Consider the following 26,718-nt stretch of genomic DNA (forward strand, 5'->3'; position numbering starts at 1 on the left):
GCCGTCGATCAGCCAGACCAGCACCGGGAAGGTGACGAACAGCACCGGGAAGAGGTTGAACGGCGCCAGCGCCAGCACCGACAGTGCCCCAGCCATCATGGCGATGACAGCGCGCTTCCATCCCCAGGCGAGGATGATGGCAAGCGCAATCTGCCGGAGCCGCTGGAATGGACTCACTGCGGGCCGGTCCCGTCGCTCGGTGGCTGTGCGGGCGTGTCGCCGGCCGGTGGCTGACCACCGTCCGGCGCGGCCTCGCGGCGCCGGCTCTCGCGCTGGGTGCGCGGCGCGGGACGTTCCTTCCGCGTCGAGATGCGCAGCCGCTTGACGCGGCGCGGATCGGCATCGAGCACCTCGACCTCGTAGGTGCCGGGGCCCGAGATCACTTCGCCCCGCACCGGCAGGCGTCCGACGAAGCTGACCAGATAGCCGCCCAGCGTCTCCACGTCCTCGCCGGCTTCGCCGGTAACGAAATCCTCGCCGATCACCGAGCGGACGTCGTCGAGGCTGGCGCGAGCGTCGGCGATGAAGGCGTTGTCGGGCAGGCGCACGATCGAGGGTGGCTCGTCGCTGTCGTGCTCGTCGTCGATCTCGCCGACGATCTGCTCGACGATGTCCTCGAGCGAAACCAGCCCGTCGCTGCCGCCATATTCGTCGACCACCAGCGCGAGGTGAATGCGCGTGGCCTGCATCTGCGCGAGCAGGTCGATCGCCCGCATCGACGGCGGCACGTAGAGCAGCTTGCGGATGATGCGCGCTTGCTCGAGCGGCAGCGCGAGATCGACGGCGCGCAGGTCGAGCCCGGCCGGCAGCGGCTTCTTGCGCTTGGTCTTGGTGGCTTCCGACACGCGGGCACGCGCGGTCATGAAGGCGAGCAGGTCGCGGATGTGGACGATGCCGACGGGATCGTCGAGCGTCTCGTTGTAGACCACGAGGCGCGAATGGCCGGCGCTCTCGAAGCGGTCCATCAACTCGCCGAGGGGGATGTCCCGCTTCACCGCGACGACGTCGGCGCGGTGCACCATCACGTCGGCGATGCGGCGCTCGTGCAGGCCGAGGATGTTGCGCAGCATGGTGCGCTCGACCGCGGAGAAGCCGGTGTCGTCGGGCGTCGTCGCATCGAGCACGACCTGGAGGTCGTCGCGAACCGATCCCGCCTTCCAGCCGAACAGCGTGCGGATGGCGCGCAGCAGCCAGCCTTCCGCGGTCGGGCGCAGCACTTCGCCTGGCGTCACCACGGCCGGCAGATTGGCCGTGTTGCGGGGATTGTCGTGGATCGGATCGGAATCCGGCATCTCAATGCGTCCCCGGACGGTCGGCATAGGGATCGGGGATGCCGAGATGAGCCAGGATATCGCGTTCGAGCGCTTCCATCTCCTCGGCGTCGCCTTCGTTCTCGTGGTCGTAGCCGATCAGATGCAGGAAGCCGTGCACGGCGAGATGACTCAAATGATGGTCGAACGGCTTTTGCTCCTCGTCCGCCTCGCGCCGCATGGTCTCGTAGGCGATCGCGATGTCGCCGAGCATGCGCGGCGCATCGCCTTCCTTCCACGCGCCCTCCGGCTGGAGCGCGGGGAACGACAGCACGTTGGTCGGCTTGTCGATGCCGCGCCAGTTGCTGTTGAGGGTGCGGATGCCGGCGTCATCGGTCAGCATCACAGCCACTTCTGCATCGGCAACGTCCTCGTCGACGCTGTCGGCGGCGGCCGCCACCGCGCGCTGGATCACGGCTTCGGAATCAGGCTCGCGCTGCCAGCAATCGGCGACGACGATGACCTCGGTCATGGGAAGGTTGGGATGGGACATTGTGTTGTCTGGGACGAAAGGCGCCGTATCCGCGCCTCCGGGGTCCGGTGTTGCCTCGTCAGGATTGACCAGTGGCGGGCCGCTGCGGCGAACCTTCGTAGGCGGCAACGATCCGCGCCACGAGTTCGTGGCGGATCACGTCCTCGGCCTTGAAATGAACCTGGGCAATTCCCTCGACGCCGTTCAAGAGGCGCGTCGCCTCGGCCAGACCCGAGGTCTGACCGTTCGGCAGGTCGATCTGCGAGGGATCGCCCGTCACGATCATGCGGCTGTTCTCGCCGAGACGTGTCAGGAACATCTTCATCTGCATCGACGTGGTGTTCTGGGCCTCGTCCAGGATGATGGCGGCGTTGGTGAGCGTGCGGCCGCGCATGAAGGCGAGCGGCGCGATCTCGATCTCGCCGGTCTGGAGCGCTCGCTCGACGATACGCGCATCCATGAGGTCGTAGAGCGCATCATAGATCGGCCGAAGATAGGGGTCGACCTTCTCGCGGAGATCGCCGGGCAGGAAGCCGAGCCGCTCGCCGGCTTCCACCGCCGGACGCGACAGGATGATGCGATCGACCTCCTTGCGCTCGAACAGCTGCGCGGCATGGGCGACGGCGAGCCAGGTCTTGCCGGTGCCGGCGGGACCGATGCCGAACACCAGCTCGTGCCGCTTCAGCGCGCGGATGTAGGAGTCCTGTGCGGCCGTGCGCGCGCGCACCGGGCGCTTGCGTAAGTTGATGCTGTCGAAGGTCGATTTGGCCGATTTCGCGTCGAACTCGAACAGGGAGCCCTGCGCGATCACGGCGCGGATTGCGCCTTCGACCTCGCCCTGGTCGAGATCCTGCCCCTTCACGGCTTGCGCGTAGAGCATCTCCAGCACGCGGCGTGCGGCATCGCAGCCGTCGCGGGTGCCGCCGATCGTGATGTGGTTGCCCTTGGAATCGACGACGACGCCGAGCCGACGCTCGATCTGCGCCAGATGCTGGCCGTAGGGGCCGACCAGCGCGGAGGCGGCGCGGTTGTCGTCGAAGTCGATGACGACCTGGGTCTCGGGCGGAACTTGCATGTCGCGGTCAAATTTGCGGCTGGGAGCGAACGAAGACGAATCCGATGCGCTTTTGGGCAAGGGTTCAGGCTCCAGTGGCTTGCGATAAAGCGGGTTCGCGCGCCGTGAGCGGCGTCACGAGCTCACCGAGAAAACTGTAGCGCTCGAGGCTGTCGATCCGGACCGGCAGGACTTGTCCGATGATGTCGGGCGAGGCCATCACATGGGCGGGCTGGAGGTAGGCGGTGCGGCCCACGATCTGGCCCTCCTTGCGGGCCGGACGCTCGAACAGCACGTCGACCGTTGAGCCAATCGCGGCCTTGTTGAAGGCCGATTGCTGGCTGTCGATCAGTTCCTGGAGCCGCTCCAATCGCTGGTCCATCTCGGCGGGGGACACCGTCTCCTGCATGTCCGCGGCCGGCGTTCCCGGCCGGGCGGAGTATTTGAACGAATAAGCCGCAGCGTAGCTGATTTGCGTGACAAGCGCGAGGGTGGCGAGAAAATCTTGCTCGCTCTCGCCCGGGAAGCCGACGATGAAATCTGATGAAAAAGCAATGTCTTGGCGCGCGGTACGGAAACGGTCGATGACTCGCCGGTAATCATCGGCGGTATGTTTCCGGTTCATGGCCGCCAGAATGCGGTCCGAGCCCGATTGCACCGGCAGGTGCACAAACGGCATCAGGGCACCGAGATCGCGATGGGCTGCAATCAGGCTGTCGTCGACATCGCGGGGATGGCTGGTCGAATAGCGCAGCCGCGCGACGCCGGGAATCGTCGCCAGATGTTCGAGCAATTTGCCGAGCGGCCAGGTTTTTCCGTCAGGTCCCTCGCCGTGATAGGCGTTGACGTTCTGCCCGATCAGCGTGAGCTCGCGCACGCCGTTATCGGCGAGCCGCTTCGCGTCTTCGACGATCTTCGCCACGGGGCGCGAGACTTCCGAGCCCCGCGTATAGGGCACGACGCAGAAGGTGCAGAACTTGTCGCAGCCTTCCTGCACGGTGACGAAAGCGGAAATGCCGCGCGCGCGGATCGCATCGGGCTTGGGCTGGGCCAGGAAGCCGAACTTGTCCTCGGCGGGAAATTCCGTTTCGATCGCGCGGCCTTCGTCGCCGGCGCGCTTCAGCAGCGCCGGCAGATGATGATAGCTCTGCGGTCCCACCACCACGTCGACCACCGGCGCCCGGCGTACGATCTCCTCGCCCTCGGCCTGCGCCACGCAGCCTGCAACCGCGATTTGCATCGCCCGGCCCCCACGCGCAGCCTCGTCCTTGGCGACGCGCAGGCGGCCGAGCTCGGAATAGACCTTTTCCGAAGCCTTCTCGCGGATGTGGCAGGTGTTGAGGATGACGAGGTCGGCGTCATCAGCGCTGGCCGTCTCCACGAATCCCTCCGGAGCCAGCGTATCCACCATGCGCTGGGCATCGTAGACGTTCATCTGGCAGCCATATGATTTGATGTGCAGCTTGCGCGGCGGCGTCATGGAACCCGGAATTGAGATGGAGGACGGCCCTCAGATATAGGCTGGAGGGGCGAAAATCCAGCGAATGGGGGCCGTTTTCGGCCGTCATTCCGGGGCGCGCGCCAGCGCGAACCCGGAATCTCGAGCTGAGTCGTCTAGATTCCGGGTTCACGCGCGTTGCGCGTGCCCCGGAATGACCGCGAGGGGGCAATAATCAGCCCGCCAGGGCGTCAGTCGCGACCCTCCGGACCAGCTCCGGCAGCTGATGCATATCGGCAAACAGCAGGTCGGCGCCGGCCGCGCGCAGCGTCTCGGCATAGCCGTCGCGGCAGTGGCTGCCCCCGTAAAAGCCGAACACCGTCATGCCGGCGGCGCGGGCACCGGCAATGCCGGCGAGGCTGTCCTCGATCACGACACAGCGCTCGGGCGGTACGCCCATTTCCTTCGCCGCGAACAGGAACAGGTCCGGCGCCGGCTTGCCGTTCTTCACCTGCGAGGCCGAGAAGATGTTTGGCGCGAGGCGCTCGTACAGGCCCGTGCTTCCCAGGCTCACGCGCATGCGCTGGTGCGAGCCGCTCGAGGCGACGCAGACGCGCTGAGTCACCACATCAAGCACATCGTGGATGCCGCGGATCGCCTCGAGGTCGGCCTCGAACGATCGGAACAGCTCGTCCTGGAGATCGCCGTGATAGGCCTCGGGCAGCTTGCGGCCGAGCTCGGTCTCGATCTCGAGATTGGCCTGCCGCGTCGAGCGGCCAAGGAAGCGCTCGAACACCTGATCCGACGTGATCGGATAGCCGTGGCGCGTCAGCACATCCGCATGCGCGCGACACGAGATCACCTCGCTGTCCACGAGCACGCCGTCGCAATCGAAGATGATGAGATCGATGGGCACTAAATCAAGAAGTCGGCTTGTCGTCGTCGAGCGGGACGCAATAGAGCTCGAGCCGGTGATCGACCAGACGGTAGCCGAGCTTGCGGGCGATCTCGGCCTGGAGCTTCTCGATCTCCTCGGAGGTGAACTCGATCACCTTGCCGTCGCGCAGATTGATGAGGTGGTCGTGATGGCTGTCGCGCATCTGCTCGTAGCGCGCGCGGCCCTCGCGGAAATCGTGGCGCTCGATGATGCCGGCATCCTCGAACAGTTTCACGGTGCGATAGACGGTCGAGATCGAGATCTTGTCGTCGACCGCGACGCAGCGCCGGTACAGTTCCTCGACGTCGGGATGATCGATCGCTTCCGCGAGCACGCGGGCGATGACGCGGCGCTGCTCGGTCATCCGCATGCCCGTGGCGGCGCAGCGCGCCTCGATATCGGACGCCTTGGATGCAGAAGAGGGTTTCAGTGTGGTCATAGCGTTGTCTGCCTGGCGGGCGCTTTCTGCCACCGATGTTACGACAAGTCACGTCGCATCAGAAGGGCGTTCAATTGTTCCCCATTGGGCTGCTTATAGTAGCGATCGCGGCGCCCGACCACCATGAATCCGCATCGGTCGTAGAGCCGCCGCGCCGGCTGGTTGTTTTCCTCGACTTCGAGAAATATTGTGCGCACGCCGCGCCCGGCGAGGTGGCCCAGATGGGTCATCAGCAGCGTGCGGGAGAGGCCGCGGCCGCGATAAGCTACGTCCACCGCAATCGAGAGAATTTCCGCTTCGTCCGCGCCGATCCGCGACACCGCAAAGCCGATCGTCTTGCGGCCGAGACGCAAGCGATGCACCAGCGTGTTGCGCTCGCTGATCATGCTCTCGAACTCGCCTTCGCCCCAGCCGCGCGCGAAGGATGCGCCGTGCAGCTGCGCGAGCCGCGCGGCATCGCGCAAGGTCGCGGGCTCGACGACCGCGCTGCCGCCGTGCCACCACTCCGACAGCCATCCCATCATGAGGTTGCGGCTTGCGCTGCGAGCGGCCTCTGCGCCGCCGGCTTGGCGTCTGGCGCCTTCAGATAGAACGGCCGCGCCGGCGCGGTGTCGGGATTGGCCGCCGCACCCAGCCAGGCGATCCAGCCGATATCGGGCGCGGGCTGCGCGTCGACCGCAACAGGCTGCGGTCCATCCTTCGGCCAGCGCTCGGCGAGGATGTTCGCCGCATTGCCCACCAGATGCGGCGCGCCGAACTGGGAAGCCGCGATCGCCTCGCCGATGGGGGCGACCTTCGGCCGCACCCGCTGGCTGCCGTCGCCGGCGACGATCTGGAAATAGACGTGATCGTGCCGCGCGTCGATCGCGGAGAGCACGGGCGCCGATCTGCTCTGGCTCACGACGGCGGCGGCATAGGCCGACAAGGTAGTCAGGCCGACCGCCGGCCGCGCGGCCGCGAGCGCAAGGCCGCGCGCCGCCGAAATGCCGACGCGCAGGCCAGTGAAGCTTCCGGGACCGACGGTGACGGCGATGCGGTCGAGCGCGGTGAAGCCGAGATCGGCCGATTGCATCACCCGCGCGATCAGCGGCATCAAGGCTTCGGCATGACCGCGCTTCATCGGCAGCGATTCCTGTGCGCGCAGCTCGGCCGTTTCGGTGTCGAGCACGGCTGCCGCGCAGGCGTCGAGCGCAGTATCGATGGCGAGGATCAGCATGAAAAAGCGAATGGCGAGTGGCGAATGGCGAACAGTCTAGCGAAGTAAGCGCCTATCCGCCATTCATCACGCACGATTTGCAGGCCCCCGACAACCGTCATTCCGGGGCGGTCCGTAGGACCGAACCCGGAATCTCGAGATTCCGGGTCTGGTGCCAACGCACCATCCCGGAATGACAACTTCGTCGTTACATCGGCCGGACTTCGACCACGTCGGGCACGAAGTGCTTCAAGAGGTTCTGGATGCCGTGCTGCAGCGTCGCGGTCGATGACGGGCAGCCGGAGCAGGCGCCCTTCATGTTGAGATAGACGATGCCGTCCTTGAAGCCGCGGAAGGTGATGTCGCCGCCGTCATTGGCGACGGCCGGCCGCACCCGGGTCTCGATCAGGTCCTTGATCATGTCGACCGTCTCGGCATCGGCCTCGTCGAAGAACTCGTCCCCGTCGTCGAGATCGGTGTCGCTTTGCGCCGTGCCGTCGGCGAGCAGCGGCGCGCCCGACATGTAGTGCTCCATGATGGCGCCGAGGATCGCGGGCTTGAGCTGCTGCCATTCACCGCCGGCCTTGGTCACGGTGATGAAGTCCGATCCGTAGAACACGCCGGTGACGCCGGGTACGTCGAACAGCTTTTCGGCGAGCGGCGAACGCGTGGCCGATTCGCGGCTCGCAAATTCCATCGGGCTGCCGTCGACCACGACGCGGCCGGGAATGAACTTCAGCGTGGCGGGATTGGGGGTGGCTTCGGTTTGAATGAACATGGTTCTCTCCAGACGTCGCCGGTTCAAGGCCGGCGCGTGCCTATCCACTAGCAGATGGCGACGGGGAACGCACGGTCAAGGGGCGCCGGGATATTAGTCCATAAAAATCAAATGGTTGGGCTCGACTTACCCTCCCTTGGAGGGACCTTGGAGGGGGAGGGTCGATCGCGCAAAGCGCGAGCGGGGTGGGGTGATCTCTCCCCACGCGCAGCGTTCGAGGCGGAGAGACCGTCACCCCACCCCGTCTCATGTATCGCTTCGCTCAACATGAGCCGACCCTCCCCCTCCAGGGGAGGGTAAGAAGCAGCGTCGCTAGGACAGCGAATCCACGCTTTGGTCGCTCAGGGCGCCGGAGATGATCGTCACCGGCACCGGGAACGTGCCCAGCTCATGCGCGAGCAGCGAGACCAGGGGCCCCGGACCCTCCGCGCCGGGATTGGCGGCGAGCACCAGCATGGCGATGTCGGGGTCCTCATCGATCACTGCAAGCAGCTGTTCCATCGGCGCGCCTTCCCGGATCACCCGTTCCGGCGTGATCGCGGCGATGCCGTTGGCGCGGCCGGCGGCGCGGTCGAGCGCGGCCTCCGCCGCCTCCTGTGCCTCGGCGCGCATGATGTCGGCCACACCAAGCCATTCCTGGCTCTGCTGCTCAGGCTCGATGATGCGCAGCATCACCACGCCGCCGCCGGCGCGGATCGCCCAGCGGCTGGCATAGTAGACCGCGCGATCCCATTCGGCGGTGTCGTCGACGATGACGAGGCATTTGGGCTTGTGACCCGGCTCGTAGCAAAGTCGCTTGCTGGTCATGCATGTCCCGGAATGTGCACGACCGGCATGCTGCCACACTCCCGCGATGTTTGGGAGAGGCGAAGCGGCGGGCGCCGTGGCGCCAGCCGGTGTTGCGAAGCGCGCCTTAGCGACGGCGGATGAAGCCGACGATGTCCTTGGCGAGCTTCATGGTCTCGTCGGCGATGGCACGGGCCCGGTCGGAGCCGTCGATGAGGATCGCGTCGATATGGCCGGGGTCGGCGACGAGGCGCTTCATCTCGCCGGCGATCGGCGCGAGCTTGGTGACGCACAGCTCCGCCAGCGCGTTCTTGAAGCTGGAGAACTGGCCGCCGCCGAAATCGCGGAGCACCTCGGCCTTGGAGCGGCCGGAGAGCGCGGCGAAGATGCCGACGAGATTGTCGGCCTCGGGGCGGGCTTCCAGGCCCTTTTCCTCCGTCGGCAGCGGCTCCGGATCGGTTTTCGCCTTGCGGATCTTCTGCGCAATGGTGTCGGCGTCGTCGGTGAGGTTGATGCGCGAATTGTCGGAGGCATCCGATTTCGACATCTTCTTGGTACCGTCGCGCAAGCTCATCACGCGCGTCGCCGGGCCCGTGATCAGGGGTTCCGGCAGCGGGAAGAACAGGCCGTCATTGTTGCCCTGGGCACGAATGGAATCGCCGAAATCGTTGTTGAACTTCTGCGCGATGTCGCGCGAGAGCTCGAGATGCTGCTTCTGATCCTCGCCGACCGGAACGTGGGTGGCGCGATAGAGCAGGATGTCGGCGGCCATCAGCACGGGATAGTCGAACAGCCCGACCGACGCGTTCTCGCGGTCCTTGCCGGCCTTCTCCTTGAACTGGGTCATGCGGCCGAGCCAGCCCATGCGGGCGACGCAGTTGAAGATCCAGGCGAGCTCGGCATGGCCCGAGACCTGGCTCTGGTTGAACACGATGTGCTTCCTGGCATCGATGCCGGCGGCGATGAACGCGGCGGTCACCTCGCGGGTGCTGCGCGTGAGCTCGGCCGGGCCGCCCCAGACGTCGACGCCTTGCGTGATCGCGTGCATGTCGACGACGCAATAGATGCAGTTGTGGGTTTCCTGCATCTTCACGAAGTTGACGATCGCGCCGAGATAGTTGCCGAGGTGCAGATTGCCCGTCGGCTGGACGCCCGAAAAGACCCGTTCAACGAATGGCATGGTCAGCCTTCCCATAGGTATTTGGCCGTCGTTTCCAACAGCGGCGCTGCCTCGTCAAGGGCAATTCGCGAGGTCAGTCGTGCCGGTCGTGCGGGGCAGGCCGCTTCAGGGCGTTGATCGCTTCCCGCCAGGAAGCCGCTCCGAAGATCTGCAGCAGCAAGCCGTAGACGGCGATTCCGGCCGCGATCTGCGCGCCGAGCGCGATGAATTCGATGAAGCCATGGGCCCCTGCCGGCACAAGTCCTGCCGTCAGCCAGAGCAGAGTGCCCATGGCAGCAGCGGCGAGCACGATCCGCGGCAGCCGCCTGCGGGCGCTCGCATCGACCGAGAAGCCGAACTCGCTCGTGCCCTTGCGGAGCAGCGAGAGCGCGCTGCTCCAGGCGCCGGCCGCGATGCTGGCGGCGATCCCGCTCGTGCCGAAGGCATGGCCGAGCAGGACGGCGAGCACGACAGCGACCACAAAGCCCTTGGCCGTGGCCCGCAGCGGCGTCATCGTGTCGCTGCGGGCATAAAAGGCCGGCGACAGCGCCTTGATCAGCACATGCGCCGGCAGGCCCAGCGCCAGCCACATCAGCGCGTGCGCGGTCGCCATGCTGTCCTCGGCGCCGAAGGCGCCGTGCTCGAACAGCAGCCGCACGATCGGCTCGGCCAGCACGATCAGGCCGAGCGTGGCGGGCAGCGCCAGCCCGGTCGCCAGCTCCAGCGCGCGCGATTCGGCATGCGCCACCGCCTCCCTATCGGAGCCAGCGACGGCGCGCGTCAGCTCCGGCACCAGCACCGTGCCCATGGCGACGCCGACGATGCCGAGCGGCAGCTCGATCAGGCGGTTGGCGAAATAGAGCCAGGACACCGCGGATGGCGTCGCCGAGGCGATGATCGCGCCCGCGACCATCAGCCATTGCGGACCCGAGCTTGCGATCATGCCGGGAATCGCCTTGGCGAAGAAGCCGCGCATCTCCGTATCGAAGCTCGCGCGCAGCGGCGTCGCCAGGCGCGCGCTTTGCTGCGACAGCAGCATCAGCAGTTGCAGCAGGCCGGCAGCGCCGACGGTGGCGGCCAGCATCCACGCAGCGAGACCGGCGTCGGCATGCCAGGCAAGCAGCATGAAGATCGCGGCGATCAGCGCGATATTGAACAGCAGAGGCGAGAACGCGGTGAGGGCAAAGCGCCCTTGCGCATTGAGCAGTCCCATCAGCACGGTGACGGGACCGGCGAAGGCGAGATAAGGCAGCATCAGCCGCGCGTTCTGGACCGCGAGATCGAGCGTGCCGCTGCCGAGGAATCCCGGCGCGATGACCGTGATGACCAGCGGCATCAGAAGCGCAATGCCGATCGAGATCGCGATCAGGGCCGCGCTGATCGTGCCGAGCACGCGGCCGGCGAATGCCGCCGCCGCCACGGCTCCGTCGCGGTCCCTGATACGCAGCCAGGCCGGGATCAGCGCCGCATTCAGCGCGCCCTCGCTGAGCAGCCGGCGTACCACGTTGACGAGCTGAAACGCCGCCAGAAACGCGTCGGCGACGGCACCGGTGCCGAGCAGCGCCGCGATCAGGGAATCGCGGGCAAAACCCAGCAGACGCGAGCCCAATGTTCCCGTTGAGACGGTGAGGAAGGAGCGGATCATTGCTCTCGAGAATACCGTTGCTTGCCCGTGCCGGCCCGGTCGTGATAGGCCGCGGGCCAGATTTCAGGCCGACAGGAAGCGGATTTCCGCAGGTATCGCAATCCGGCAAACAGGATCAAGGTGAATGGCTGACGTGAAATATGACGTTCTCGGCATCGGCAACGCGCTGTTCGACGTGCTGGTCAGGACCGACGAGGCCTTTCTGGCCAGGCACGGAATGGCGAAGGGCAGCATGTCGTTGATCGACGAGGCGCGGGCGGCTGCCATCTACAAGGACATGGGTCCGGCCACCGAGGTCTCGGGCGGCTCGGCTGCCAACACCATCGTCGGCATCGGCAGCCTGGGGGCACGCGCCGCCTATGTCGGCAAGGTCAAGGACGACCAGATCGGCAAGCTCTACGTCCACGACATCCGCTCAGCCGGCGTCGCCTTCAACACGCCCGCCGCCACGGACGGCCCCGCCACCGGCTGCTCCTACATCCTGGTCACCGGCGACGGCGAGCGGACCATGAACACCTATCTCGGCGCGGCGCAGGATTTGTCGCCCGCCGACATCGACCCGGCCGAGGTCGCGAGCGCCGCAATCGTCTATCTCGAGGGCTATCTCTGGGACCCCAAGAACGCCAAGGACGCCTTCGTCAAGGCGGCCAGGATCGCCCATGACGCCAGGCGCAAGGTGGCGCTGACGCTGTCGGATTCCTTCTGCGTCGACCGCTATCGCGACGAGTTTCTCTCGCTCATGCGCAACGGCACCGTCGACATCGTCTTCGCCAACGAGTCGGAGCTGCATTCGCTCTACATGACCTCGGACTTCGACACCGCGCTGAAGCAGCTGCGCAACGACGTCAATCTCGGCGTCGTCACCCGCAGCGAGAAGGGCTGCATGGTGGTCTCGGTGGAAGACGCCGTTGCCGCGCCGGCCTTCCCGGTCGACAAGGTGGTCGACACCACCGGCGCCGGCGATCTCTTCGCTGCAGGCTTCCTGTATGGCCTGGCGCGCAATCTTGCCTACAAGCAGTGCGGCGAGCTCGGCGCACTCGCAGCCGCCGAAGTCATCCAGCACATCGGCGCGCGTCCGCAGGTGTCGCTGAAGGAGCTGGCGCAGCAGCGCGGGCTGACCGCGTAGGGCTCTCGCCACTCTTTCCGTCATTGCGAGCGTAGCGAAGCAATCCAGTCTGTCTCAGCGGAAAGACTCTGGATTACATCAAGAGGGGTCGGCCCTCGGCCGGTGCTAAACTCGCAATGACGGTGTAGCTCACGCCGTCTTCGCCGCCTTCAATCCCAGCCGCTGCTCCACCGCGTCGCGCATCACGAATTTCTGGATCTTTCCCGTCACCGTCATCGGGAATTCATCGACGAATTCGACATAGCGCGGGATCTTGTTGTGGGCGATCTGGCCGTCGCAGAAGGCGCGGACCTCCTCGGCCGTCAGCGTTTCGCCCGGCCTGACGCGAATCCAGGCGCAGAGCTCCTCGCCGTACCGGGTGTCTGCGACGCCAAAAATCTGCACGTCCTGGATCTTGGGGTGACGGTACAGAAACTCCTCGATCTCGCGCGGGTAGAGATTCTCGCCGCCGCGGATCACCAGATCCTTGATGCGGCCGACGATGTTGCAATAGCCCTCGTCGTCTATGGTGGCGAGGTCGCCGGTATGCATCCAGCCATTGGCGTCGAGCACGCCGGCGGTCTTTTCCTTCTCCTCCCAATAGCCCAGCATGACGCTGTAGCCGCGGGTGCAGAGCTCGCCGCGTTCGCCGCGCTTGACGATCCTGCCTTCGAGATCGACGACCTTCACCTCGACATGCGGGTGAATGCGGCCGACCGTGGAGACGCGCCGCTCGAGCGGATCGTCGGTTGCGCTCTGGAAGCTGACCGGGCTGGTCTCGGTCATGCCATAGGCGATAGTGACCTCGCGCATGTTCATCTCGGTGTTGACGCGCTTCATCACCTCGATCGGGCAGGGCGCGCCGGCCATGATGCCGGTGCGCAGTGATTTCAAATTGAACGTCTTGAACTCGGGGTGATCGAGTTCGGCGATGAACATGGTCGGCACGCCGTACAGGGCGGTGCATTTCTCCTGCTCGACCGCACGCAGCGTCGCGAGCGGATCAAAGCCCTCGCCCGGGTAGACCATGGTGGTGCCGAGCGTGACCGAGGCAAGGTTGCCCATCACCATGCCGAAGCAATGATAGAGGGGTACCGGAATGCAGATGCGATCCTGTTCGGTCAGGCGCATCGCGCGGCCGGTGAAATAGCCGTTGTTGAGGATGTTGTGGTGGGTCAGCGTCACGCCTTTCGGCGAACCCGTGGTGCCGCTGGTGAACTGGATATTGACGGGGTCGTCAAATTGCAGGGCGGCGCCGAGCACGGCAAGCTGCTCGCGATGCTGTGCCCGGCCCATGCGCGCGACCTCCTCGAACGCGGCAGTGCCTGAGGTCGCCGGGCCGCCGATCTGGATCACCATCCGCAAGGCCGGCAATCGCGCCGCCTGCAACCGTCCGGGCCTGGCGTCCGCCAGCTCCGGCAGCAGCGTGTTGAGCATCTCCATGTAATTGCTGGTCTTGAACGCAGTCGCGGTGACGATGGCCGCGCAGCCGACCTTCTTCAGCGCGAATTCCAGCTCGCTGAGCCGGTAGGCCGGATTGATCGTCACCAGGATCAGGCCGGCTTTGGCGGCGGCGAACTGGGTCAGCGTCCATTCCGGCCGGTTCAACGACCAGATGCCGATCCGCTCCCCGCGTTCGAGCCCGAGCGCGAGAAAGCCCGCGGCAAGCGCATCGACCCGTTCGGCGAATTCTCTCCAGGTCCATCTGACGCCGTGGCTGGGCGAAACCAGCGCCTCGCGATCGCCCCAACGGCGCACCGCCTGGTCGAGGCTGCGACCGATGGTGTCGCCGAGCAGCGGCGCGTCCGAGATGCCGCAAACGTAGCTGTCCGCTTTATCGGCCAAGTCGAAATCCTTTCTTCAAAATGCTCGGCACGGTCTCTCCATCGTCATGCCCGGGGATAGCCGTCCCAAGGACGGCGTCGCTTCGCTCGTCCATGTCCGGGCATACACGTATTTGTGTCGCACGGTTGTACGTGGATGGCCGGGACGAGCCCGGCCATGATGTGTGGTGAGAGAGCTCGGCTCTCCCTCACGCCGCCTTCTGCCCGCTTCCGGCAGCATCGAGCCCGGCGTAAACCCCGCGCTCGAATCCTGCGAACGCCTCCAGGCATTTCGCATCGGCGAACGGCAGCAGCTGCATCAGGATCACGCCGGTGACGTCGCGCGCCGGATCGATCCAGTAGTAGGTGTTGGCGAGCCCTGCCCAAGCGAGGCTGCCGGCGCTGCGACCTTCGGCGGTCTTCGCGGTGTTGATCATGAAGCTGAGGCCCCACTTCTTCACCTGCTCCGGATAGAGATCGACGTCGTTGGTGTACATCGGTGCCGCCGTCGTCATCTTGCCCATGGCGAGATCGCCGATGTGATTCTGCCCCATCGTCGCGACGGTCTCGGCCTTCAGCACCTGATTGCCGTTGCCGCGCCCCCTGTTCAGGATCATCTGGGTGAACTTGATGTAGTCGGCTGCGGTCGAATACAGGCCGCCGCCACCCATGTGGAATTCCGGCTCCTGCTCGAGCTCGAACGGCATGGAAGCCAGCTGGCCGTCCTCGCCGCGCGCGTGCATGCCGACGAGGCGCTTGCGCATGTCGTCGGTGATCTTGAACGCCGTGTCGCTCATGCCAAGCGGGCTGAACAGATTGTCGCGCAAGTAAGCGTCGAGCCGCTTGCCGCTGACGGCCTCCACCGCCTTGCCGACGAAATCGATGTTGGTACCGTATTCCCAGCGCGTGCCGGGGTCGGTCATGATCGGGGTCTTCAGTGCCGCATTCTGGCAGGTGGTGATGGCGGGAATGCCGTTCTTGTCCAGATAGACTGCGAGATCGCCGTTCCACATATTGTAGCAGAAGCCGGCGGTGTGGGTCATGAGCTGGCGCAGCGTGATCGGTCCCTTGGCCGGGCGCAGCTTTGCCTCGCCCCTGGCGTCGAAGCCTTCCAGCACCTGCGGCCTGGCGAGATCGGGCAGCACATCGCCGATCGGCGCATCCAGCGACAGCTTGCCCTGCTCGACCAGCTGCATCGCGCCCGCCGATGTCACCGCTTTGGTCATCGATGCGATCCAGAACACGCTGTCGATCGTCATCGCATCAGGCTTGGACAGGTCGCGCTTGCCGAAGGCGCCCTGATACAGCACATCGTTGCCGCTGGCAGCGATGGCGACGACGCCCGGAATCTCCTTGGTCTCGCTCTTCTGGCGCAGAATCTCATCGATGAGTGCTTGGCTTTGCATGGCGTTTCCTCGGGTTTGATTATTGTTGGAAGCGATCGATTGTCCCTCCGTATGCTCGGCCCGGCAAGTGCATCCATGGACCTGCACCGGTCGCGATGTCGTGACTTGACGGTCTTGATCTCGCGCAGGACGACAACGGGGCTGAACGGCGATGCATCATCACAATCTGCGGTGGATGGTCATGCGTCGCCCTCATCCTGGATGGGGCTCCAGGCGATCTGTTTCGCGTGTCTTCGGACGCCTGAAACATTTCGTGAGCTGCCGCGTTCAGCACCCGGTCCGAATCCATGGGCCGATTAAGACTTGATCCAAATTGTTGCCGTCCGTGGATGGGTGGCGAGGGGGACCTTAGATGATTTCGACCTGGAGCGAATGGAAGCGCTATCCCCGTCAGGGACGCGGCGACAACCTGGAGGCGCCGATTTCGCCCGGCATTTACGAGGTCCGCATCGCCGGCACCGGCGCACTCTATTCCTTCGGCGCGGTCGACAATCTGGCGCAGGCGCTGGCTCTGCTGCCGGTCGGCTCGAAGTCATGGTTCGGCCGCCGAGACAGGTCCGACGTTCCCGATCTCGAATACCGGACCTGCGCGACGTCCACGAAGGCCGATGCCAAGGCCGCGGCCGAGCGCATGATCGGCCGCCGCGAGACCTATATGAGCGGCGCGGCGTAAGGCCGCTGCCAGTTTAACCCCCATCTGATGTGCGTTGCCGGGCGGTGCATTGCGCGCCGTCTGCCCCTATATTCCGGCCCGATCCGATCGCCTTAGGGAGTAACGCCATGACCCAGACCGCCGCCGCACGCGCCACGCAAGCCAGGTCCGATTTGCGCGACCGGCTGAAGGATCCGTCGCTCCTGAAGGAAGCTTGCTACATTGACGGCGCCTGGGTCGGCACGCCGGTGTTTGCCGTCAACAATCCCGCGACCGGCGTCGAGCTTGCAAAGGTTCCGCAATTGTCGGCAGATGATGCCACCAAGGCGGTCGAAGCCGCCGAGCGCGCCTTCCCGGCCTGGGCCAGGCACACCGGCAAGCAGCGCTCCAACATCTTGCGCAAATGGTTCGAGCTGATCGTCGCCAATCGCGAGGATCTGGCGCTGATCCTCACCTCCGAGCAGGGCAAGCCGCTCACCGAGGCACTCGGCGAGGTCGATATCGGCGCCGCCTATATCGAGTTCTTCGCCGAGGAAGCTCGCCGCGTCTATGGCGAGACCATCCCGACCCAGCGGCCCGATGCGCGGCTGCTCGCGATCAAGCAGCCGATCGGTGTTTGTGGTGCGATCACGCCGTGGAATTTCCCGAACTCCATGATCACGCGCAAGGTGTCGCCGGCGCTCGCGGCCGGCTGCACCGTCGTGCTCAAGCCGGCCAACGAGACGCCGCTGTCGGCGCTGGCGCTGGCCGTGCTCGCCGAGAAGGCCGGCATTCCCAAGGGCGTGCTCAACATCATCACGGGTGACGCACCGCCGATCGGCAAGGTGCTGTGCGAGCATCCGGCGGTGCGCTTCGTCGGCTTCACCGGCTCGACCGCGGTCGGCAAGATCCTCTATCAGCAGGCCTCGGTCGGCGTGAAGCGGCTCGGCCTCGAACTCGGCGGCAATGCGCCGTTCGTGGTGTTCGACGACGCCGACATCGACGCCGCGGTCGAAGGTGCGATCGTTTCGAAATACCGCAACATGGGCCAGACCTGCGTCTGTGCCAACCGTCTCTATGCCCAGGACAAGATCTACGACGAGTTCGTGCAAAAACTGTCGAAGAAGGTCGCGGCGATGAAGATCGGCGACGGCACCGAGAGCGGCGTCACGCAAGGGCCCCTGATCAACATGAAGGCGGTCGACAAGGTCGAGCGCCACATCGCCGATGCCGTGAAGCGCGGCGCCAAGGTCGTCACTGGCGGCAAGCGCAGCGAGCTCGGACGCTCGTTCTTCGAGCCGACCGTGCTGGCCGACGTCAAGCCGGACTCCCTGGTGTCGCAGGAGGAGACTTTCGGCCCGCTGGCGCCGGTGATCCGCTTCAGGGACGAAGCCGACGTCATCGCGATGTGCAACGCCTCGCCGTTCGGTCTCGCCTCCTACTTCTATTCCCGCGATCTCGGCCGCGTCTGGCGCGTCGCCGAAGCGCTGGAGTCGGGCATGGTCGGCGTCAACACCGGCCTCATCACCACGGAGGTCGCGCCCTTCGGCGGCGTCAAGGAAAGCGGTCTGGGGCGAGAAGGCTCGCATCACGGCATGGAAGAATATGTCGAGATCAAATACGTGATGATGGCGGGGGTGTAGCCGCCGGCTCGTCGCTTGACGCAGATCAAGAGCCACCGGGCGAGACAGCATAGCTTGGCGCGAGCGGCATCACATGGTGGCGCGCGCGCAGGGTTGCGGCTCGCGAATGCTGACGAGGATCTCTTTCGTTCCGGGTGAAAAGCAGCTTTTAGGCCGCTTCTGGCAGAGTGCCTCGGGATACTGGCACGGACCAACGGCGTGGACAGCGTGGCTTCTGGTGGTCGCATTGATCGTCAACGTCATCCTGCAACTCCTGACGCAGTACGGCCTCAACTTCTGGAATCGTGACTTCTTCAACGCCATTGGCCGGAAGGACAAGGCGGAACTTCTGTCCCAGGCGTTCCGGTTTCTGCCGCTGGCGGCGGCGAGCATCGCCTTGACCGTGTTCTCGGTGTGGGCGCGCATGACCCTGCAGCGTTCCTGGCGCGAGTGGTTGAGCAACCGCCTCTATAGCGACTGGCTGGCGGATGATCGTCTTCCGAAGCGCAACGCAATCCAGGGACATCACGAGGCACCGGAGTATCGCATCGCCGAAGATGCCAAGGTCGCGACCGACCTCCCGATCGATCTGGTCACCGGCCTGCTTCAGTCGGTGCTCACGATCGCAACCTTCGTGGGGGTGCTATGGTCGGTCGGCGGCAGCCTGGCAATCGATTTCGACGGAATCGCCTTTGCGATTCCCGGTTACCTCGTCCTCGCCGTGATCGCGTATTCCGCACTGCTGGTGATCGGCATCTGGCTGACGGCCGGCCGCCTGACGCGGGTCATCGAGGAAAACAAGCGCATGGAAGCCGAACTGCGGGCGATTGGAACACATGTGCGCGAGATCGGCGAAGGCAAGGTGGTGCAGGAGCCCGGCATGAACGGCCGTCACGCCGTTGGCGCTGCCTTGAAAGCCGTGATTGCGATCTGGCGAATCTACTGCTGGCAATTGATGCGGATGACGCTGGTCACTTATACGGGGCTTCTGGTGACGCCGGTGGTCGGCCTCCTGCTTTGCCTCCCCAAGTACCTTGGCGACACGATGACGCTGGGCGAAGTGGTTCAGGCTTCAGCGGCATTCGTCGTGGTCCAGACCGCGTTCAACTGGTTCACGGACAATTATGCCAAGCTCGCGGAATGGACCGCCTCCGCCAACCGGGTTGCCGAGCTCCTGCTGGCGCTGGATGCGGATCACCCGCCCGACGCTGATGCGGGGCATCGATCGATCCCTGCCAACCGCATCGTGCCGTCGGACGCCTGAGACAAAGCGCCTCGCGTCGGGACGACAAAGGGGTGGCTAAATCTTCAGCTCTTTCCCCGTCACGCGCCGATACGCTTCCAGATATCGCTTGCTGGTTGCATCGACCACGCTGGCCGGCAGTGGGGGCGGCGGGGCGTCGCCGTTCCAGCGGCCGGCGCGGCGCTCGACGTCGAGATAGTCGCGCAGGGGCTGCTTGTCGAAGCTCGCCTGCGGCTGGCCGGGCCTGTAGGCATCCACTGCCCAGAAGCGCGAGGAATCCGGCGTCATCACCTCGTCGATCAGGATGATGCGTCCGTCCTTGTCGCGGCCGAACTCGAATTTGGTGTCGGCGATGATGATGCCCTGCTCGCGCGCCAGCTCCTCGCCGAGCGTGTAGATCGCGCGCGTCATGCTCTCGAGCGTGTAGGCGACCTCGTCGCCGACCACCGCGCGCATCTTCGCGATGGTGATGTTCTCGTCGTGGCCGCTCTCGGCCTTGGTCGCCGGGCTGAAGATCGCAGGCTCCAGCTTCTCGCTCTCGACGAGGTCCGCCTTCAGCTTCTCGCCGGCCAGCGTGCCGCTCGCAGCATATTCCTTCCAGGCGGAGCCCGACAGATAGCCGCGGATGACGCATTCGATCGGAAACACGGTGGTCCGCTTGCATAGCATGGCGCGGCCGAGGATCTCGGCGCGGTGCGGCTCCAACGCCGGCACGGCCGCGACGACCTCGTCGGTGTCCGCGCTGATCATGTGGTGCGGCACCACGCCTTCGAGCTCATTGAACCAGAACGCGCTGATCTGCGTCAGCACCGCGCCCTTCATCGGAATGGTCTCGCCCATCACCACGTCGAAGGCGCTGATGCGGTCGGTGGTGACGAGCAGCAGGCGGTCTTCGTCGACGGCGTAGATATCGCGCACCTTGCCGCGTCCGATCTTGGGCAGGGGCAGGTCGCTGGAGAGCATGGTGGTCATCGACAAGGCCTTCGCACGAGGAATCCGGCCGCGCCTGGTCGCGCGGCCGGAAACCGGAATAGCCTATTCCGGCAGCGGAATGAACTCATGTTCCTGCGGAACTGCGGCGAAGCGGCCGGTTTTCCAGTCCTGCTTGGCCTGCTCGATCCGCTCCTTGCTGGAGGAGACGAAATTCCACCAGATGTGGCGCGGGCCTTCGAGCGCATCGCCGCCGAGAAACATCATCCGCGTCGCCCTGAGCGCCTTCACGGTGATGCGGTCGCCGGGCCGGAAGATCAGCAGCCGCGGCCCCTCGTAACGTTCGTTCGCGATCTCGACCTCGCCGTCCACCAGGTAAATCGCGCGCTCCTCATGATCAGGATCGAGCGGCACCGTGGCGTCCGCGACTGCCGTGACCTCGGTGTAGAACCAGGGCGACACCATCGTGACGGGCGAGGCGATGCCGAACGACGAGCCCGCGATCACGCGTGCCGTAAAATCGCGCTCGGAGATCATCGGCAGGTCGCCGGCGGCGTAGTGCTGGAACGACGGCGCGATCTCTTCCGCTCCGGCCGGCAGCGCGATCCAGCTTTGCAGCCCCAGCATCTTCTGTCCCGAAGCGCGCTGCGCATCCGGCGTGCGTTCGGAATGGGCGATGCCGCGCCCGGCCGTCATCAAGTTCATCGCGCCCGGCGCGATCTCCTGGACGTTGCCCTCGCTGTCGCGATGCATGATCGCGCCGTCGAACAGATAGGTGACGGTGGCAAGCCCGATATGCGGATGCGGCCGCACGTCCATGCCCTTGCCTGAGACGAACTGCACCGGTCCGAAATGGTCGAAGAAGATGAAGGGCCCGACCATCTGCCGCTTGCCATGCGGCAGCGCCCGCCGCACGGCGAAGCCGTCGCCGAGGTCGCGCGTGCGCGGCACGATGACGAGATCGAGCGCATCGCAGGACATGGGATCGCCGAGCACGGGATCGTTGGAGGGTTGCCAGCTCATGGGTAGGTTCCTTGTTGGGCTTTGTTGGACGCGAGCCTAGCACGAATTTGCAGCGTCGTCGCGACGAAGCCCACCCCAGACTCCGCTGTCATGCCCCGGCTTGACCGGGGCATCCAGTACGCCGAGGCCGATCGATTCGACCACTGCTGTCTCGGTGTACTGGATCGCCCGGTCGAGCCGGGCGATGACAGTGGAGAGTGAAACTGCGCTAACCCTGGGATGAGGATGGTCCTTGAAAAAGCAAGCGCAACAACCGATGTTCGGCTGCCTTCAACCGCGACGGTTCGCCCCAGCCGATGACCCTTGCCGCAACCGAGCTTGCCTTTCGCGCCGCGTCCGTCGCGCTGCTGCTGGTGCTGGCTGCGTCATTGGCCTCCGACTTCCGCAATGTGCTGGCAGCCCGGCTCGGCGCGGCGTTCGCGCTGGGCTCGGCCGCGCATGCTGCGAGCTATTCCATCGGCGCCTCTTCGCTGGTCGCGGGCTGGCACGCGCCGCTGATTGCATTGTCGACAGGCAACATCGTCGTGTTCTGGCTGTTCACGCGTGCGCTGTTCGACGACGAGTTTCGGTTGCGCTGGTGGCACGGATTGGTCTGGGCCGCGGTGACGACCTTCAGTTTCGCGGGGTGCGTCTGGATTGCACCAAGCGGCCACGTGCGGTTCTCCGTGACTGCGGTCAATCTCATCGTGCTCGGTTTCATCGCGCTTGCGATTGGGCAGACGATCGTCTCGTGGCCGGCCGATCTGGTGGAGCGGCGGCGGCGCGTTCGGGTCTTCATCGTCTGCGCTGCGGCGCTCTATGGCGGGTTGAACGCGCTGCTCCAGATTGCGATCGGCGGCAGTGCCGGCGACGTCGCCGACACCATCAATGCCGGTGCGCTCGCCTGCGTCGTCGCGATCATCGCCTATGCGATGATGCGCGTCGATGGCGCCGATCTGTTTCCGGCGTCGGTGGCTGCGCCGACAATGGCCAAGCCGGCGGCATTCGATGAATCCGCCGACCGAAAACTGATCGACGCACTGATGCGGCTGATGGCGGACGAGCGGGTCTATCGCCAGGAAAACATCACCATCGGCGTGCTGGCGGGCCGGCTGAAGATTCCCGAATACCGGCTGCGCCGGCTGATCAATCAGCGCCTCGGCTACCGCAACTTCAACATGTTCCTGAACAATCACCGCATCGAGGAGGCCAAGGCCGCGCTCGCCGATCCCGCCCAGGCCGAGGTCCCCGTCATCACCATCGCCATGGACGCCGGCTTCCAGTCTTTGGGGCCGTTCAACCGCGCTTTCAAGGCGGTCACCGGCGTGACGCCGACGGAGTACCGGCGGCTCAAGGTGAATGCGGCGTGACGGGCTGTTCTTCGCCGCTTCCCGCAAGCGGGACGAGGGGCCGATCGCTGTTTCCGCAACGTTTCCCTAGACCTCTGAAATAGCTCACCTATTCCAGAATCGACCAGCCCCGCTTCGACTTCGACCAGTCCATTTTTCAAATCCGGCGAGCACGTCATCCGCACCTCCGGCTTCCTCCCGGCTCGCCCCGAAGCCGGAGAAAGCCCGTGACCCGCCGCCGCAAGATCGCCCTCCTCACGACGACCATCGTCTGTGCCGGCCTCGCGCTCGGCGCCGCCCGGGCCCGCGATGTCCCGAAGGTCGCGACCGGCTTCGTCGCCGACATCCTCTGCTCCGAGACGTTCGTCTCCGGCCTCGATGTCAGGCGCAATTTCGCCGAGACCAATGACGCGATGCCCGGAACGAGCCTGATCACCTGGGCGATGGACTACCGGGTCGATCGCGTCCGCAAGGACGTCACGGTGACGCTGTTCGGCATCGGCCGCAGCCATGCGGCCTATCGCGAGGGGCTCGGCTGCACGCTCGACCATGGCGTGGGAATCGCCGCCGTCGAGCCGCCCGCAAACGACAGGCAACCCGCGCTGCTGCCCGAGATCGCGGGCCCCGCGATCGTGCCACCGCAAAGTCCCGAGCTTGCGGCCGCGCTCGACCGCGCCTTCACCGAGCCTGCGCAGCCGCCTTACCGGCGCACCCGCGCGGTGGTCGTGATGAAGTCGGGCCGCGTCATCGCGGAGCGCTATGCCGACGGCATTGGACCGGAGACGCCGCTGCTCGGTTTCTCCATGACGAAATCCGTCATCTCGGCCCTGACGGGCGTGCTGGTGCGCCAGGGCAAGCTGAGGCTCGACGGCCCCGCGCCGGTCGCGGCCTGGAAGGATCCCGGTGATCCCCGACATGCCATCACGGTCGACCAGCTTCTGCGCCACACCGCGGGCCTTGCGCTCGGCAGCTCGTTGCAGGCGTCGCTCGGCTCCGCCTTCGAGCCGGTGAACCGGATGAAGTTCGTGGAATCGGACATGGCGGCCTATGCCGAAAGCATCCCGCTCGAGACCGCGCCGGGCACGGCGTGGAACTATCACGACGGCAACATGCTCATTCTCTCGCATCTGATCCGCGATGCGGCCGGCGGCACACCGGAAGGCGCGCTCCGCTTTGCGCGCCGCGAATTGTTCGCACCCCTCGGCATGCGTCATGTCGTCCTTCAGCTCGACGGCTCGGGCACGATCGAAGGCTCGAGCGAGATGCTGGCATCCGCGCGCGATTGGGCGCGCTTCGGCCAGCTCTATCTCAATGACGGCATCGCCGGCGGCAAGCGCATTCTCACCGAGGGTTGGGTGAATTACTCGGCCTCGCCGACACCAAACGCCTGGGTCGGCATCGGCGCCGGCTTCTGGACCAACCAGGGCGACAGCTTTGGTGCGAGGTTCCGCGTGGCGCAGGGTTGGCCGCGCGATGCCTTCTTCGCCAAGGGCACGATCGGACAGTACGCCATCGTGATCCCGTCGGAGAAGCTGGTGATCGTGCGGCTCGGCCGCTCGCCGAACGCGCCGCCGGAAGCGGACGGCGTGTTCGATCTCGTGCGCGATGTGGTGGCGGCGACGCGCATCGTCTCTTCTCCCTCTCCCCGCTTGCGGGGAGAGGGTTGGGGTGAGGGGGAGTCTGCGCAAGGAAGGTGAGAGCTGGACTCGCGGAGAGTTCCCCTCACCCGGTATCCAAGCTGGCGCTTGGATACCGGCCTCTTCCCGCAAGCGGGGAAAGGCGAAGAGAGCCCTACCGCCCCAATTCCGTCGCCTTGGTCACGCGGTCGAACCGCTCCAGCGTCATGATCGCGTCGGCGAACTTCTCCGCCCGCGCGTTCAGCACCGGGCGTGCCAGCGTCAGGAATTTCTGCTGCATCGCCTGCGTGTCGGGGAACGAGGTCGGCTCGCCGGACGGATCCGCATAGAGCCGTTCATGCACACCGTCGTCCGTCGTGATGCTGACGCGCGCGCCAAAGGGATGGGTGCGGCCGACCTCGAGGCGATCGTCCTGCACCACGTCGAACTTGTCGGCGAGCGCGTCGATCGCGGCGTCGCCGAGCCGGTTGTAGTCGTCCCAGCCGAACGAGCCCTGGTCGAGCGCGAGCGCGCCGGTGAAGAACATCGAGAACTGGCCGCCGACGATCGAGCGCGGATGCCGCTTGGTTGCGGCATCGCCGGTCAGGGTGATGCCGTTGCGGTGCAGGCCGATCTCGACGCGCTTGACCTGGTCCGGCGTCAGATTGTGCTCGCGCCGCATCGCGATCAGCGCGTCGATCGCGGCGTGGGTATAGCGGCAGCTCGGATAGGGTTTTACGCCGATCTTCATCGTTTCGTAGGTCTTGCCGAGCTCGGCCACCGCCTTGTCCGGATGCGCGTCGTCGGTGTAGCCGGCAAGCAGACCGTGCTTGCCCTCAATTGACTCGGTCGCGCCGACGAAATCGTTGCGCGCCAGCGTGGCGGCAATCACGCCGTTCATCGCGGCGGCGCCGACCTGGTAGCGCTTGTTCCAGGCGCCGTTGACCAAAAATTGCAGCGAGCCCGCGGCCTGGCTGCCGGAGACGCCGAAGGCGGCGATGAGCTGCTTCTCGCTGAGGCCGAACAGCTTGCCGGCCGCCGCGGCCGCGCCATAGGTGCCGGCCGTCGCGGTCGGATGGAAGCCGCGCGCGTAATGCGAGGTCGGATCGAGCGCGTTGCCGAGCCGGCAGCAGACCTCATAGCCCGCAACGATCGCCGTCAGCACGTCGCGGCCCGACGCGCCCACCATTTCGCCGACGGCGAAGGCAGCCGGAACCACCGGCGCGCTCGGATGCAGCGAGGAATCGGCGTGGGTGTCGTCGAAGTCGAGGGAATGGCCGAGCGCACCGTTGAGCAGCGCCGCGACCGCCGGCGTCCAGGTTTTGGCATCGCCGAACACGGTCGATTCGCCCCTGGTGTCGAGCGCCAGCGCCTCCAGCATTTTCAGCATCGACGGGGTCGATTCCGCCTCGCGCCTCGCCCGGATCGCGCTGCCGAGGAAATCCAGCGTCAGCACTTTTGCGCGATCCAGCACCTCCGCCGGAATATCCTGGTATTTCAGGTTGAAGACGTAGGCGGCGAGCGTTGCGGTTTCAAAGGCCATCGTGTTTCCTCGTTTTGGCGCGCAAGTTAGGCGGGCTGATTTGGCCTTTCAAGCGGCCTTGGGGCTGCGGGCATCAGCCATGCTTTTGCTTGGCTTCCAGGATCGGACCGGGACTTCGATGGCACTCGGAAAAGAGCTGTTCGACCACATCAGGTCGCGGCGGACGCAATTGGGGCTGGCGATCCGGGTCACGGTGGCCGCGGCTGCGGCCTATGCGATCGCCACCGCGCTGCATCTGCTGCTGCCGCTCTGGGCGGTGCTGACCTCGTTGATCGTGACCCAGATGAGCGTCGGCCGCTCCCTGAAGGCGACGCGCGACTACATGCTCGGCACCATCGGCGGCGCCGTCTACGGCGGCGCCATAGCGATCCTGATCCCTTATTCCAGCGAAGCCGGCCTGCTGGGGCTTCTGGTGCTCTCGGTCGCGCCGCTCGCCTTCATCGCCGCGATCAATCCGAGCCTCAGTGCCGCGACGGTGACCGCGGTGATCGTGCTCCTGGTTCCCACCATGCATCACTCCGATCCCATGACCTCGGCGATCGATCGGGTCAGCGAGGTCGCGGTCGGCGCCGTCACGGGTCTGCTGGTCTCGTTCCTGGTGCTGCCCTCGCGCGCGGTGCGGCAGATCCGCGCCAGCGCGGCGACGCTGCTCGAACTGATCGCGGACGCCTTCACCGAACTGCTCGCAGGACTCACGCGCGGCCGCGACAACGACGCGCTGCACCGGATCCAGGACGGCATCGGCACCGCCATGGTCAGCCTCAACGCGATCGGCTCCGAAGCCGAGCGCGAGCGCGCCGCGCGCCTGTCGAGCGGTCCGGACACCGGACCGCTGTTGCGAACGATCCTGCGGCTGCGCCATGACGTCGTGATGATCGGCCGGGCGACGGTCGTGCCATTGCCGATCGACGTGCAGACGCGACTATCGGGGCCGCTGACGGAGGTCTCGACGGTGATCGCGCACTTCCTCCGCTCCGCCGCCGCGGCCTTGCGTGAAGGCGCCGGTGCGCCGCCGATCCATCCCGTCCACGTCGCGCTCCAGCACTATGCCGAGGCGGTCGCGTCTGTCCGCCAGGACGGCCTGATTCGCGGCCAGCCCGGCGACACCGCCGAGCGCTTCTTCGCGCTCGGTTTCTCCCTGGAGCAGATGCATCAGAATCTATGCGACCTCGACCGCGTCGTCGGCGAATGGTCGGAGGCGGCGGCCGGCAAGTCCGCGCGGGTGGCGGAGTAAG

24 protein-coding genes and 1 pseudogene are annotated in these 26,718 nt (G+C 65.8%); 7 read left to right on the top strand and 18 right to left on the bottom strand.

Annotated elements, in window-relative coordinates; genetic code table 11:
* The 13 genes and pseudogenes from IC50_RS43050 to murJ all read right to left on the bottom strand — a co-directional run.
* Positions 1-177: pseudogene (locus tag IC50_RS43050) on the bottom strand (apolipoprotein N-acyltransferase); the annotation flags it as partial.
* Positions 174-1,292 carry a hemolysin family protein gene (locus tag IC50_RS11790; RefSeq protein WP_035704325.1) on the bottom strand — a complete coding sequence of 373 codons (1,119 nt, stop codon included), beginning with the start codon at positions 1,290-1,292 and terminating at the stop codon, positions 174-176. The pseudogene IC50_RS43050 and the gene IC50_RS11790, both read right to left, overlap by 4 nt.
* 1 nt (position 1,293) lies before the next feature.
* Complete coding sequence (ybeY, locus tag IC50_RS11795) at positions 1,294-1,803, bottom strand: rRNA maturation RNase YbeY (protein WP_035704326.1); 510 nt, start codon at positions 1,801-1,803, stop codon at positions 1,294-1,296.
* A gap of 58 nt (positions 1,804-1,861) precedes the next feature.
* Positions 1,862-2,857 (bottom strand): PhoH family protein, encoded by a 996-nt coding sequence (locus IC50_RS11800; protein ID WP_035704328.1) that lies wholly within the window; start codon positions 2,855-2,857, stop codon positions 1,862-1,864.
* Between the two features lie 64 nt (positions 2,858-2,921).
* Entirely contained in the window at positions 2,922-4,316 is a 1,395-nt protein-coding gene (miaB, locus tag IC50_RS11805) for a tRNA (N6-isopentenyl adenosine(37)-C2)-methylthiotransferase MiaB (protein WP_035704330.1), read from the bottom strand.
* A gap of 193 nt (positions 4,317-4,509) precedes the next feature.
* Positions 4,510-5,190, bottom strand: a complete 681-nt coding sequence (locus IC50_RS11810) for an HAD family hydrolase (RefSeq protein WP_035704332.1) — start codon at positions 5,188-5,190, stop codon at positions 4,510-4,512.
* Positions 5,191-5,194: 4 nt separating this feature from the next.
* Positions 5,195-5,650: a Fur family transcriptional regulator gene (locus tag IC50_RS11815; RefSeq protein ID WP_035704334.1), complete on the bottom strand. Its 456-nt coding sequence runs from the start codon at positions 5,648-5,650 to the stop codon at positions 5,195-5,197.
* Positions 5,651-5,688: 38 nt separating this feature from the next.
* On the bottom strand, positions 5,689-6,174 hold the full coding sequence (gene rimI, locus IC50_RS11820; protein WP_035704335.1) for a ribosomal protein S18-alanine N-acetyltransferase: 486 nt from the start codon (positions 6,172-6,174) through the stop codon (positions 5,689-5,691).
* Complete coding sequence (tsaB, locus tag IC50_RS11825) at positions 6,171-6,866, bottom strand: tRNA (adenosine(37)-N6)-threonylcarbamoyltransferase complex dimerization subunit type 1 TsaB (RefSeq protein ID WP_035704337.1); 696 nt, start codon at positions 6,864-6,866, stop codon at positions 6,171-6,173. The genes rimI and tsaB overlap by 4 nt, the downstream gene beginning before the upstream one ends.
* A 187-nt stretch (positions 6,867-7,053) precedes the next feature.
* On the bottom strand, positions 7,054-7,623 hold the full coding sequence (locus IC50_RS11830; RefSeq protein ID WP_035704340.1) for a NifU family protein: 570 nt from the start codon (positions 7,621-7,623) through the stop codon (positions 7,054-7,056).
* A gap of 312 nt (positions 7,624-7,935) precedes the next feature.
* Complete coding sequence (locus IC50_RS11835; RefSeq protein ID WP_035704343.1) at positions 7,936-8,430, bottom strand: universal stress protein; 495 nt, start codon at positions 8,428-8,430, stop codon at positions 7,936-7,938.
* A 106-nt stretch (positions 8,431-8,536) separates the two neighbouring features.
* Positions 8,537-9,589: a tryptophan--tRNA ligase gene (trpS, locus tag IC50_RS11840; RefSeq protein WP_035704518.1), complete on the bottom strand. Its 1,053-nt coding sequence runs from the start codon at positions 9,587-9,589 to the stop codon at positions 8,537-8,539.
* A 73-nt stretch (positions 9,590-9,662) separates the two neighbouring features.
* Entirely contained in the window at positions 9,663-11,213 is a 1,551-nt protein-coding gene (murJ, locus tag IC50_RS11845) for a murein biosynthesis integral membrane protein MurJ (protein WP_035704346.1), read from the bottom strand.
* 124 nt (positions 11,214-11,337) lie between these two features.
* Between murJ and IC50_RS11850 the strand changes: the two genes are divergently transcribed.
* On the top strand, positions 11,338-12,339 hold the full coding sequence (locus IC50_RS11850) for an adenosine kinase (protein WP_035704349.1): 1,002 nt from the start codon (positions 11,338-11,340) through the stop codon (positions 12,337-12,339).
* A gap of 129 nt (positions 12,340-12,468) precedes the next feature.
* Here the strand turns inward: IC50_RS11850 and IC50_RS11855 are convergent, their stop codons facing one another.
* Both IC50_RS11855 and IC50_RS11860 read right to left on the bottom strand, forming a co-directional pair.
* Positions 12,469-14,163 carry an AMP-binding protein gene (locus IC50_RS11855; RefSeq protein WP_035704351.1) on the bottom strand — a complete coding sequence of 565 codons (1,695 nt, stop codon included), beginning with the start codon at positions 14,161-14,163 and terminating at the stop codon, positions 12,469-12,471.
* 187 nt (positions 14,164-14,350) lie between these two features.
* Positions 14,351-15,547: a serine hydrolase domain-containing protein gene (locus IC50_RS11860; RefSeq protein WP_035704354.1), complete on the bottom strand. Its 1,197-nt coding sequence runs from the start codon at positions 15,545-15,547 to the stop codon at positions 14,351-14,353.
* Positions 15,548-15,899: 352 nt separating this feature from the next.
* On the opposite strand from IC50_RS11860, the gene IC50_RS11865 reads away from it, so the two are divergent.
* The 3 genes from IC50_RS11865 (at position 15,900) to IC50_RS11875 (ending at position 19,064) form a co-directional block, all read left to right on the top strand.
* Positions 15,900-16,220: a hypothetical protein gene (locus tag IC50_RS11865; protein WP_035704357.1), complete on the top strand. Its 321-nt coding sequence runs from the start codon at positions 15,900-15,902 to the stop codon at positions 16,218-16,220.
* A 107-nt stretch (positions 16,221-16,327) separates the two neighbouring features.
* Positions 16,328-17,821 (top strand): NAD-dependent succinate-semialdehyde dehydrogenase, encoded by a 1,494-nt coding sequence (locus tag IC50_RS11870; RefSeq protein ID WP_035704360.1) that lies wholly within the window; start codon positions 16,328-16,330, stop codon positions 17,819-17,821.
* Positions 17,822-17,894: 73 nt separating this feature from the next.
* Positions 17,895-19,064, top strand: coding sequence for an SbmA/BacA-like family transporter (locus tag IC50_RS11875; RefSeq protein ID WP_244429570.1), 1,170 nt, complete (start codon positions 17,895-17,897; stop codon positions 19,062-19,064).
* 36 nt (positions 19,065-19,100) lie between these two features.
* Here IC50_RS11875 and IC50_RS11880 read toward each other — a convergent pair whose 3' ends face one another.
* Positions 19,101-20,015 carry a phosphoribosylaminoimidazolesuccinocarboxamide synthase gene (locus tag IC50_RS11880; RefSeq protein WP_035704362.1) on the bottom strand — a complete coding sequence of 305 codons (915 nt, stop codon included), beginning with the start codon at positions 20,013-20,015 and terminating at the stop codon, positions 19,101-19,103.
* Positions 20,016-20,078: 63 nt separating this feature from the next.
* Positions 20,079-20,996 carry a pirin family protein gene (locus tag IC50_RS11885; RefSeq protein WP_035704365.1) on the bottom strand — a complete coding sequence of 306 codons (918 nt, stop codon included), beginning with the start codon at positions 20,994-20,996 and terminating at the stop codon, positions 20,079-20,081.
* 296 nt (positions 20,997-21,292) lie between these two features.
* Between IC50_RS11885 and IC50_RS11890 the strand changes: the two genes are divergently transcribed.
* Positions 21,293-22,345: an AraC family transcriptional regulator gene (locus tag IC50_RS11890; protein WP_035704367.1), complete on the top strand. Its 1,053-nt coding sequence runs from the start codon at positions 21,293-21,295 to the stop codon at positions 22,343-22,345.
* 206 nt (positions 22,346-22,551) lie between these two features.
* Complete coding sequence (locus IC50_RS11895; RefSeq protein ID WP_035704369.1) at positions 22,552-24,021, top strand: serine hydrolase domain-containing protein; 1,470 nt, start codon at positions 22,552-22,554, stop codon at positions 24,019-24,021.
* A gap of 94 nt (positions 24,022-24,115) precedes the next feature.
* Here the strand turns inward: IC50_RS11895 and IC50_RS11900 are convergent, their stop codons facing one another.
* Positions 24,116-25,483: an MmgE/PrpD family protein gene (locus IC50_RS11900; protein WP_035704371.1), complete on the bottom strand. Its 1,368-nt coding sequence runs from the start codon at positions 25,481-25,483 to the stop codon at positions 24,116-24,118.
* A gap of 118 nt (positions 25,484-25,601) precedes the next feature.
* Between IC50_RS11900 and IC50_RS11905 the strand changes: the two genes are divergently transcribed.
* Positions 25,602-26,717 carry an FUSC family protein gene (locus IC50_RS11905; RefSeq protein ID WP_035704373.1) on the top strand — a complete coding sequence of 372 codons (1,116 nt, stop codon included), beginning with the start codon at positions 25,602-25,604 and terminating at the stop codon, positions 26,715-26,717.
* Position 26,718: the final 1 nt, after the last annotated feature.

This window comes from Bradyrhizobium genomosp. I (2014), from assembly GCF_000261685.1.
Classification (GTDB): domain Bacteria; phylum Pseudomonadota; class Alphaproteobacteria; order Rhizobiales; family Xanthobacteraceae; genus Bradyrhizobium.